At 69.9% G+C, this 8,105-nt stretch carries 9 protein-coding genes and 2 pseudogenes; 4 read left to right on the top strand and 7 right to left on the bottom strand.

The window, feature by feature from the left end:
• Nucleotides 1-250: pseudogene (locus tag I0Q12_RS34560) on the top strand (MFS transporter); the annotation flags it as partial.
• A 55-nt stretch (nucleotides 251-305) separates the two neighbouring features.
• Here the strand turns inward: I0Q12_RS34560 and I0Q12_RS31450 are convergent.
• Nucleotides 306-1,316 carry an ABC transporter permease gene (locus I0Q12_RS31450; protein ID WP_197257962.1) on the bottom strand — a complete coding sequence of 337 codons (1,011 nt, stop codon included), beginning with the start codon at nucleotides 1,314-1,316 and terminating at the stop codon, nucleotides 306-308.
• Between the two features lie 124 nt (nucleotides 1,317-1,440).
• Between I0Q12_RS31450 and I0Q12_RS31445 the strand changes: the two genes are divergently transcribed.
• The gene (locus tag I0Q12_RS31445) at nucleotides 1,441-1,995 is read left to right on the top strand and encodes a TetR/AcrR family transcriptional regulator (protein WP_197257960.1); all 555 of its coding nucleotides are present in this window, start codon (nucleotides 1,441-1,443) and stop codon (nucleotides 1,993-1,995) included.
• On the opposite strand, the gene I0Q12_RS31440 is transcribed toward I0Q12_RS31445, so the two are convergent.
• Nucleotides 1,992-2,564: an SDR family NAD(P)-dependent oxidoreductase gene (locus I0Q12_RS31440; protein ID WP_269437732.1), complete on the bottom strand. Its 573-nt coding sequence runs from the start codon at nucleotides 2,562-2,564 to the stop codon at nucleotides 1,992-1,994. The two genes, I0Q12_RS31445 and I0Q12_RS31440, sit on opposite strands and share 4 nt — an antisense overlap.
• On the opposite strand from I0Q12_RS31440, the pseudogene I0Q12_RS31435 reads away from it, so the two are divergent.
• A pseudogene (locus tag I0Q12_RS31435) lies at nucleotides 2,514-2,789 on the top strand (transposase); the annotation flags it as partial. The gene I0Q12_RS31440 and the pseudogene I0Q12_RS31435 sit on opposite strands and share 51 nt — an antisense overlap.
• 15 nt (nucleotides 2,790-2,804) lie before the next feature.
• Here the strand turns inward: I0Q12_RS31435 and I0Q12_RS31430 are convergent.
• The 5 genes from I0Q12_RS31430 to I0Q12_RS31410 all read right to left on the bottom strand — a co-directional run bounded on the left by I0Q12_RS31430 (nucleotide 2,805) and on the right by I0Q12_RS31410 (nucleotide 7,596).
• Entirely contained in the window at nucleotides 2,805-3,089 is a 285-nt protein-coding gene (locus tag I0Q12_RS31430; protein WP_197257958.1) for an SHOCT domain-containing protein, read from the bottom strand.
• Nucleotides 3,090-3,287: 198 nt separating this feature from the next.
• On the bottom strand, nucleotides 3,288-3,806 hold the full coding sequence (locus tag I0Q12_RS31425) for a DUF2231 domain-containing protein (RefSeq protein WP_197257956.1): 519 nt from the start codon (nucleotides 3,804-3,806) through the stop codon (nucleotides 3,288-3,290).
• Nucleotides 3,807-3,848: 42 nt separating this feature from the next.
• Complete coding sequence (locus tag I0Q12_RS31420) at nucleotides 3,849-5,114, bottom strand: sensor histidine kinase KdpD (protein WP_197257954.1); 1,266 nt, start codon at nucleotides 5,112-5,114, stop codon at nucleotides 3,849-3,851.
• Nucleotides 5,111-5,782: a response regulator transcription factor gene (locus tag I0Q12_RS31415; protein WP_197257952.1), complete on the bottom strand. Its 672-nt coding sequence runs from the start codon at nucleotides 5,780-5,782 to the stop codon at nucleotides 5,111-5,113. Before I0Q12_RS31415 ends, I0Q12_RS31420 begins: the two co-directional genes overlap by 4 nt.
• Nucleotides 5,783-5,838: 56 nt before the next feature.
• Nucleotides 5,839-7,596: a GNAT family N-acetyltransferase gene (locus I0Q12_RS31410; protein ID WP_197257950.1), complete on the bottom strand. Its 1,758-nt coding sequence runs from the start codon at nucleotides 7,594-7,596 to the stop codon at nucleotides 5,839-5,841.
• Between the two features lie 49 nt (nucleotides 7,597-7,645).
• Between I0Q12_RS31410 and I0Q12_RS34555 the strand changes: the two genes are divergently transcribed.
• Nucleotides 7,646-8,105 (top strand): alpha/beta hydrolase (locus tag I0Q12_RS34555; protein WP_307846679.1); only part of this gene is annotated, 460 nt, incomplete at its 3' end.

The raw sequence follows: 8,105 nt of genomic DNA, 5'->3' as shown, positions 1-8,105 counted from the left end.
CGCCGCCGATCGCGACCACGCGGGCAGCGACTACACGCTGATGGCGTGCGCGATCGTGGTCGTCCAGGGCATCGCCGGTTTCACGGCGGGCGCGGTCGGTGAACTGCTCGGTTATCCCGCTCTGTTCGGCACGGGTGCCGCCCTGTCGGGTCTCGGCTGCGCGGTTCTGCTCGTCGCTCTCGACCGAGGAGTGGGACCTCGTGGCGTCGGCGACGTCTGGCGAGCGCCCGAACGGACGAACGCAACCTGAACGGATTCGGCCGGACGCCCGTGAGGCGTCCGGCCGAATCCGGGTCGGGCAGGTGTCAGGCCTGCGCCTCGGCGGGTGCGCGACGCGCGCCCACGGCGTAGAGCGCCAGGCCCACGACGACCCACGTCACGAGAGTCAATGCGGCCGTTGCCCCGCCGGCCCAGTCGAAGTAGGCGGCCGAGCGGACCAGGGTTCCGGCTGCACCCGGCGGCAGGATCTGGCCGAACGTGCCGAGCCCGCTGGGCAGCCACGCCGAGGTGGTGGCGATGCCGGCCAGGGGGTTGCCGAGGAACATCATCGTCATGGCGCCGAGCGTGAATCCCTTGGCACCGAACGCCTTCTGAAGACCCGCCAGCGGAAGGGCGAGCCCTGCGATACCCAGCGTGAGGGCCGCCGCGACCGGCCACATGCTCGATTCGATGCTGCCGAACCAGTGGGTGAGCACGGCGGAAACTGCGATACCGCCGAGCGCGGCGAAGCCGATCAGGCCCGCGAGGTACCACGCATTGCTACGCGGGAAGATCTTCCGGAACGCGACGACCGGGACGATGCCGCCGAAGACGAGCGGGAACGCGAGTCCGCCGATGCCGATGCCGGTGGGATCGGACGCGGGCAGCGGAACGACGTCCTCGACCGTCACTGCGGATCCGGTCGCGCGGGCCACGGTCTGCGCGGTGCCGGTGAGCGATCCGGAGATGGCGGACGAACCGGCACTGGCGACCAGAGCGTGGACGTTGCCGCCGTCGACGACGAACCCGCCGACGACCTCGCGATTGCGGATCGCGTCGCGCAGAGCCTCGTCCGACTCGAAACGCTGCGGCTCGTATGCATCCGGGGCGGCCGCGCCGAGGGCCTGCTCGAATTGGGCGGTATCGGTTCCCACCACCCCCACCTGCAGATCGTGGGCGCCGCTCTCGAGCGACGGCAGGATGAAGACCATCAGGAGCAGAACCAGGATCACGCCGAGGCCGGCACACATGGCGAGCAGCATGGCGGCGGGGTTTCGGGTGCGTCCGGAAGCGCCCTCCTCGGCTGCCGCCGGGGACTCCGTGTCGATCTGTGTCATTCCCTCGTCCTTCTGCCCCGGTGTTGAACCGGATGAAGATCCTCCACTTATGTGGAGAATAATCCTCCGTTTAGAATGGGATGTCAAGAACGCCCGTCAGGACCGAGCGCCCGAGGAGTTACAGATGCGTTCCGATGCCGCGAAGCGTCGTCAGGCAATCGTCCGGGAGGCACGACGGTTGTTCGCCGCCCACGGCAGCGACGTCGCGTTGGAGACCATCGCCGAGGCCGCAGGCGTCGGCATCGCCACCCTGTACCGGAACTTCGAATCACGCAGCGCGCTTGCCCACGAGGTGGCGCTGGCGATCCTCGGCGACATGCAAGCAGCGGCGGCCGATGCCCTCGACGCGTTCGATGCGGCGCCCGACACCGCCTGGACGAACTACGTGCAGCGACTCGTCGAACTGGATCTCGGGGCGTTGTCGGGCGCTCTGACGGAGTACGTCGCGCACGAACTGCCGGAGTCGGTGCGCCGGGCGCAGCAAATCACGCTCGCCGGGGTCGAGGACGTGCTCGCCGCCGCCCGGTCCGCGGGCGCGGTCCGCGCGGATCTGGGTGCGCTCGAACTCGTTCTCGGGATCGGCATGATCACCCGCCCCCAGCCCGCGGCCATCCGCGCCGTCGCACCCGACCTCGTCCCCCGCCTGGTGTCGATCATGCTGGCCGGGATGCGGCCCTAACTGTCCCCTTCCAGGGTCCGTTCCAGGACATCGGCGGGCGCATAGTTCGCCCAGCCGTGCCCGGGCCAGTTGAACCATCCGGACGACGCGAGGGTTCCGCCGTCCGGATGCAGCGTCGTGCCGGTGATGAACGACGACAGTCCCGACGCGAGGAACACGACGCAGTTGGAGATGTCGTGGACATGTCCGACGCGCCCCATCGGAATCGCGATCGCCGCACTGCGCGGATCGGCCAGGGCGTGCTCCCCCGCCGCGAGCCGCTCGAGGTTCGGTGTCGGAACGAAGTCGGGCGCAACGTTGTTCACGCGGATGCGGTCCGGCGCCACCTCGACCGCGAGTGTTCGGGCGAACTGCTCGACGGCGGCCTTCGTAGCGGAGTAGACGGCGAAACCCGATGCGGCCCGGTGCGCTTCGATGGTCGAGAGGTTGACGATGCTGCCGCCGCGGCCACCGTTCTTCATCCGGCGCACCGCGAGCGAACACGCGTGCAACACGTGCGAGAGGTGTACGCCACCTCGGCCACGTTGAACAGCGAGATCGCGAACCTCGAGAAGTGCGCGGCCACTCATTTCGGCCGGCACCCGGACGCTGAGATCCTGCTCGGCCAGCCCGGTCTCGGGGTCGTTCTCGGTGCCCGGGTGCTCACCGAGTTCGGGGACGCCCCCGGTCGTTACGTCGGTGCGAAGGCACGGAAGAACTACGCCGGGACCAGCCCGATCACCCGAGCGTCCGGCAAGACGCGTGTGGTCTGCGCCCGGCACGTGCACAACGACCGGCTCGTCGACGCCCTGAACACTGCTCGGCGGTTGTCACGTGGACGGGTGCCCCGGCCGGTGCGAGTGCAGAACCTCGAGACAACGCCGAAACTCGTCCTCGTCGATCTCCCCGTGCGCGAAGCGTGTTGCCAGGATGCTCTCCGGGGTCGGTTCCGGAACAGGCGGCGGGACCGGAGGCGGTCCCACTTGCGGACCCGGACTCAATGCTCGCACCAACAGGACGATCCCCGCGATCACGAGCGCCCAGAACAGCACCATCGCGACGGTCATGAGGACATAGCCCCAGCCGCTCATGCCGTCGCCGTACCAGAACATCATCGAGATCCACTCCTCCCGCTCGGCGACGCTCCTTCGGGGCGCCGCGGGACCGTTCGTCCACTTCCATGCTCCCCGTCCACGACAATCTGTTCCGCGTCGATTTCGCGAAGACCCGCCCGAGATGGGCCGGACCGAACATGCAGCCGACCACAACGGGAACCGGTGCCCAGCGGCGTCACGGGGGTGGAACCGCCGCGGTCACCGATCCTGCGTCGCCGAGGCATCCTCCGGGTTGTTCCAGACCGCGGCAGCGCCGCTGTCACCGACCCGATAGACCTGGACGACGGATCCAACCGCGAGAACGATCCCGACGACGGCGAACCCGATCGCAAGCACCCGGGACACCTGTGTCGGTGCGGAACCCGCGCGCTTCGCCCACCACGCGCGGACCCGGGACTGGTGGATCGCCCACCACGCGAACGAGACCAGGAACAGCCCGGCCGACCAGTAGACGAGCTGGTCGCCCAGCTCGGCGTGGGTCTCCACCAGCGGATCGCGCGGCGTCCGGTGCTCGAGCCACTCGCCCGCCTGAGTTGTCAGCGGGACAAGGACGAGGGACACGAACGCAACTGTCGGCGTGATGACCCCGAGCCTGCGCCGGGCGGCCGGCCAGCATACCGACAACAGCAGGAGCAGCGCCGACAACGGAACCAGCACCACCACGAAATGCACCAGCAGCGGGTGGATCGGCATTCCGTTGAACGTTGTGGGGCCCATGCTTACTCGCCTTCGTCGAGATGTGTGCGATCGGGCGCCAGACTAGGGGCGAATTCTTGGAGCTTTCTGGGAATCGACAGGTAGTTCGAGCGTGAAGCTGGCTCCGTGACCTTCTCGCGATTCGACCAGGACCCGGCCGCCGTGAGCCTCCGCCACCTCTCGGACGAGGGCGAGGCCGATACCGTATCGGCGCGGCCCCCCGGGCCGGTCCGGTCCGTGCGCGAACCGCGTGAACAGCCGCTGCATCTGCTGAGGAGGGATGCCGATGCCGGTGTCTGTCACCGTAATTCGGGCATACTCGGCATCGGCAGCGACGCGGATGGTGACACGTCCGCCCGGCCGGACGTGAGTGACGGCATTGTCGACGAGTCCGTGCACCGCACGCCGCAGGGCCGGACGGGATCCCGACACCACTGCCGTCGCGGTGTCTCGTTCCAAGTCGACAGTGACACCGAGGGATTGCGCGTGCGCCGAGACGCTGTCGCGGATCTCTTCGCACATGTCCGCCGTGTCGACCGGTTCGCGGGCGTCCGGGCCGGACTCCAACGACGCCGAGAGCAGGAGATCCTCCACGAGCTCGGAGAGTGCTCGGGTATCGTCCACCAGCCCCTCGAGCTGCCGGGACACCTCGGACGGCTCGAGGCGGCCGGCCCGGCGCGCCAGCAGCTGCGCCCGGGTGTGCAGGACGGTGAGCGGCGCCCGCAGCTCATGGGAGGCGTCGGCGACGAATCGACGCTGCAGCGAAAGCGCCTGCGAGAGCGGCCGGATGGACCTTCGGGTCAGCAGGAAGACGACCAGCGTCGAGGCCGCGATGCCGGCGAACTCGGCGAGGGCCAGCGCCGTCAGCAGTCGATCCCGCCCGGCCTCGAACGGTTCCAGGTCGAGAAGGACGACGGCGCGTCCGTACGAGTTGTCGGCGACAAGCACCCGGAAGTGCCGGTCGCCGTCACGGAACTCGACGAAACCGTTCGGGGCATCCACCAACTCCAGGGCCCGCGGCGGGGCGCCGGGGCCGGCCTCGGTGGCTCCGTCGTGGTCCCGGAGCACGATCACCGTGCCGGGCGGAGGATCGTCGACGTCCTCGGCGGTCGCGACGATCGACCGCAGCTGAGTGTCGATCTGACGCGATTGCACGCGGCTGTCGACGAGGAACACGGCGACGCCGACAACCAGCAGAACGAGAGCGAGGGCGATCGCGGACTGCAGCGCTGCGAGCCGACCCGCGCGGCGCAGCAGGTGCTCGTCCCCGATCACCGCGGCCGGTCGCGTCGCGAGGGTCGGAGGGCGACCGCGCCGTCGTGTTCTCATCGGGAGCCGAGCCGGTATCCGACGCCGCGCACGGTTCGCACGACATCGGGTCCGAGCTTGCGACGCAGGTAGTGGACGTAGGTGTCGACGGTCCCCAGCGCACCGGCGGCACCGAACGCGGCGTCGAGGAGTTGCCCTCGCGTGAAGACCTGACCGGGAGCCGCGGCGAGCACTGCCAGCAGCGCACATTCGCTCGCCGATAGCTCGACCACCCCGTCGTCCCCGATCACCGTCCGGCTCGCGAGATCCAGTCGACGACCTGCCACCGGCAACTGTTCGGCCCCGTCGAACCGGCGACGCCGCAGAGCCCGGAGCCGGGCGAGCAGCTCGGGGATCTCGAACGGCTTGACGAGGTAGTCCTCGGCACCGGCGTCGAGTCCCTCGACGCGATCCCCGAGTGTGCCCCGGGCGGTCAGAACGAGCACCGGTGTGCCCACCCCGCGCCGCCGCAGCGCACGCAGCACCTCGATACCGTCGCGTCCCGGCAGGCCCCGGTCGAGGACGACGACGTCGTGCCGGCCGGTCAAGCCCAGCTGCAGACCGGCCTGGGCGTCACCGGCGACATCGACGCGGTAGCCCTCGTCCGTGAGCAGTTCGACGAGCAGATCCGCGAGGCGCGCGTCGTCCTCGACGAGCAGGACCGACGGGGGCGCGGCAGACGTGGACATGATTCGAGAGTGCCACTCGGCGCTCACTCGGGGCCGTACCGCCGCGGTCCGGACGTCTACAGTTCCCGCGTCAGCCCGACGTGAGTGCTGTCGTAACCGAGCCGCGCGAAGAACGTACAGACCCGCTCGCAGACCCGGTCCGCGGTGACCTGAGCGAGCGACGCCCCACGCTGTCGGCCGTGCCCGTGCGCCCACTCGAGCATCGCGGTGCCGACACCCCGGGAACGTTCGGACGGCGCCACTCTGACCCCTTCGATCTGCATCCGCGTGACACCGCCGCGGGAAAGCCCCGGAACGATGGAGAGCTGCATGGTGCCGACGATCCGATCGTCCTCGTCGCGCACCGCGGCCAGGTAGTGCGCGGAGTCCCGGGTCACCGCGTCGTACGCCTCCTCGTACCGCGCGATCTCGGCGCCTTCACGGCCGGTGTCGCCGGACAGGAGCGCGACCAGCGCCGGCACGTCCACGCGGGCGGCGCGCGTCACCCGGTACGTCCGGTCGCCGACACTCAGCCGTCCCCCGACCGATTCCCGCGCTCGTGACCGCAAGCGGGCGATGAGCGTGTCCAGCCAATTGCCGACATTCAGCCGGGCCTCGGAGGTGTCGGGGTAGCGGCAGCGCAGGTGCAAGCCGGACTCGTCGAGGATGAACCACAGCATCACGCCGTCGGTGCGGATCGTCGCGCCGACGTACTGCGCCTCCAGCCCGGTCGCGTCGACCCGGACCGGTAACCGGCGCAGATCCAGCCACGAGATCGCGAACATCCCCGGCGCCTCGGGCATCCCACCCCACGGACGCAGCACGTCCTCGAGGGGCCAAGACCCCATCCCCACCGCTTCCTTGACCGCCTCCGCGGCGGCGCGGGGCTCGGGGACGGCCGATTCCAGCACCGAATTGGTGATGAACCAGCCGACGGAGTCGTGCCACGTGGCGTCGTACCGGCTGTGCACCGGGAACACCGCCCGCAACGGAGAGCCGGCCAGCTCGAGGGTCACGTCGGTCATCGCCGCCACCACCAGGGCGAGGGTCGAGACGCCGTCGTCTTTGGCCTGCGCCCCGAAGGCAGCGCTGTCGTCGACGTCGAGCACGTCGCGCACCTCCACGCGTTCGCGATGCAGCGTCTCCTCGCCCAGCGGCAGCGGGAACCGCGGCATCACGTCGCCACTGGCCGCGAGGACCTCGGCCCAGCGGCGGCGTACGTCGTCGGGTGCGGTCGGGCGGTCGCGAAGCGCGCTGGTGTGCTCGGCGAACGCCGGTGCCGTCGGCAATGCCGGTTCACGGCCCTCGTGGACCGCTGCGAGTGCGGCGAGCAGGTCGCGGGCGAGCACCAGCATCGACCACATGTCGACGTGCGAGTGGTCGGCGGCGATCACCACCGTCGGTCCGTCCGCTGTCTCGAGCATGCACAGCCGGTGCGACGGACGGGTGTACGGCGAGCACGCGCGGTCGAGCACGTCCCGCAGGGCATCGTTGACCGCCTGGCCGGGCGCGATCGAGTGCTCGACCCACCGGCCGGGTGTGATTTCGACCTCGTACAACTTCGGCTCACCGTCGTCTCCGGGCACGAAGACCGACCGCAACGTGCCGTGCCGCGCGATCACCGCCAGCCACGCGGTCGCGAGATCGTCGGGTGACACCGGCTCGGAGAGCCTGAAGGACAAGGCCATCCAGGATCCGGCACGGTCGCCCGCACCGACGTGGCGTCCCTGGTCGAAGGAGACGGGCAGGGGTCGGCCCGGCTGTCCGGCTGTCACGTCGTAGCCGAGCAGCCGACCGAAGGGAAGGCGCAGGTGCGCGACGTTCGTGAGCCGCATGGCGGTATCCTAGGCGCCTTCCTCAGCGACGACCGACCAAGGAGCCGCCGTGCCGACCTTCAGTGTTCCGGGAGCCGAACTGGACGTGGAGCTGAGCGACGAGGGTGGCCACCCGGTTGTGCAACTCCACGGCCTCACCTCCAGCCGCCATCGCGACCGCCTGATGGATCTCGATCTCGGGCGTGGACTGAGCGGGACCCGACTCCTCAGGTACGACGCGCGCGGGCACGGCCGTTCGACCGGCCGCGCGGTGCCGGAGGACTACCGCTGGGAGGTCCTCGCCGACGACCTGCTGCGACTGCTCGACCACTGGTTCCCCGGCGAGCAGGTCCACGGCGTCGGCCCGTCGATGGGCACCGGAACACTGCTGCACGCGGCGGTCCGGGATCCGGGGCGGTTCAGTGGCCTCACCCTGATGGTGCCGGCGACCGCATGGGAAACGCGCGCGGCCAAGGCAGAGAGTTACCGGCAGAATGCCCGGGTCATCGAGGAGCAGGGACTCGACGCGT

It is taken from the genome of Rhodococcus sp. CX (assembly GCF_015865005.1).
Taxonomy (GTDB): Bacteria; Actinomycetota; Actinomycetes; order Mycobacteriales; family Mycobacteriaceae; genus Rhodococcus.
This window is presented reverse-complemented; position numbering and strand designations above follow the sequence as displayed.

Coding starts and splice junctions, on each gene's coding strand:
- I0Q12_RS31450 (WP_197257962.1), bottom strand. CDS start 1,316: ATGACACAGATCGACACGGAGTCCCCGGCGGCAGCCGAGGAGGGCGCT.
- I0Q12_RS31445 (WP_197257960.1), top strand. CDS start 1,441: ATGCGTTCCGATGCCGCGAAGCGTCGTCAGGCAATCGTCCGGGAGGCA.
- I0Q12_RS31440 (WP_269437732.1), bottom strand. CDS start 2,564: ATGAGTGGCCGCGCACTTCTCGAGGTTCGCGATCTCGCTGTTCAACGT.
- I0Q12_RS31430 (WP_197257958.1), bottom strand. CDS start 3,089: ATGATGTTCTGGTACGGCGACGGCATGAGCGGCTGGGGCTATGTCCTC.
- I0Q12_RS31425 (WP_197257956.1), bottom strand. CDS start 3,806: ATGGGCCCCACAACGTTCAACGGAATGCCGATCCACCCGCTGCTGGTG.
- I0Q12_RS31420 (WP_197257954.1), bottom strand. CDS start 5,114: ATGAGAACACGACGGCGCGGTCGCCCTCCGACCCTCGCGACGCGACCG.
- I0Q12_RS31415 (WP_197257952.1), bottom strand. CDS start 5,782: ATGTCCACGTCTGCCGCGCCCCCGTCGGTCCTGCTCGTCGAGGACGAC.
- I0Q12_RS31410 (WP_197257950.1), bottom strand. CDS start 7,596: ATGCGGCTCACGAACGTCGCGCACCTGCGCCTTCCCTTCGGTCGGCTG.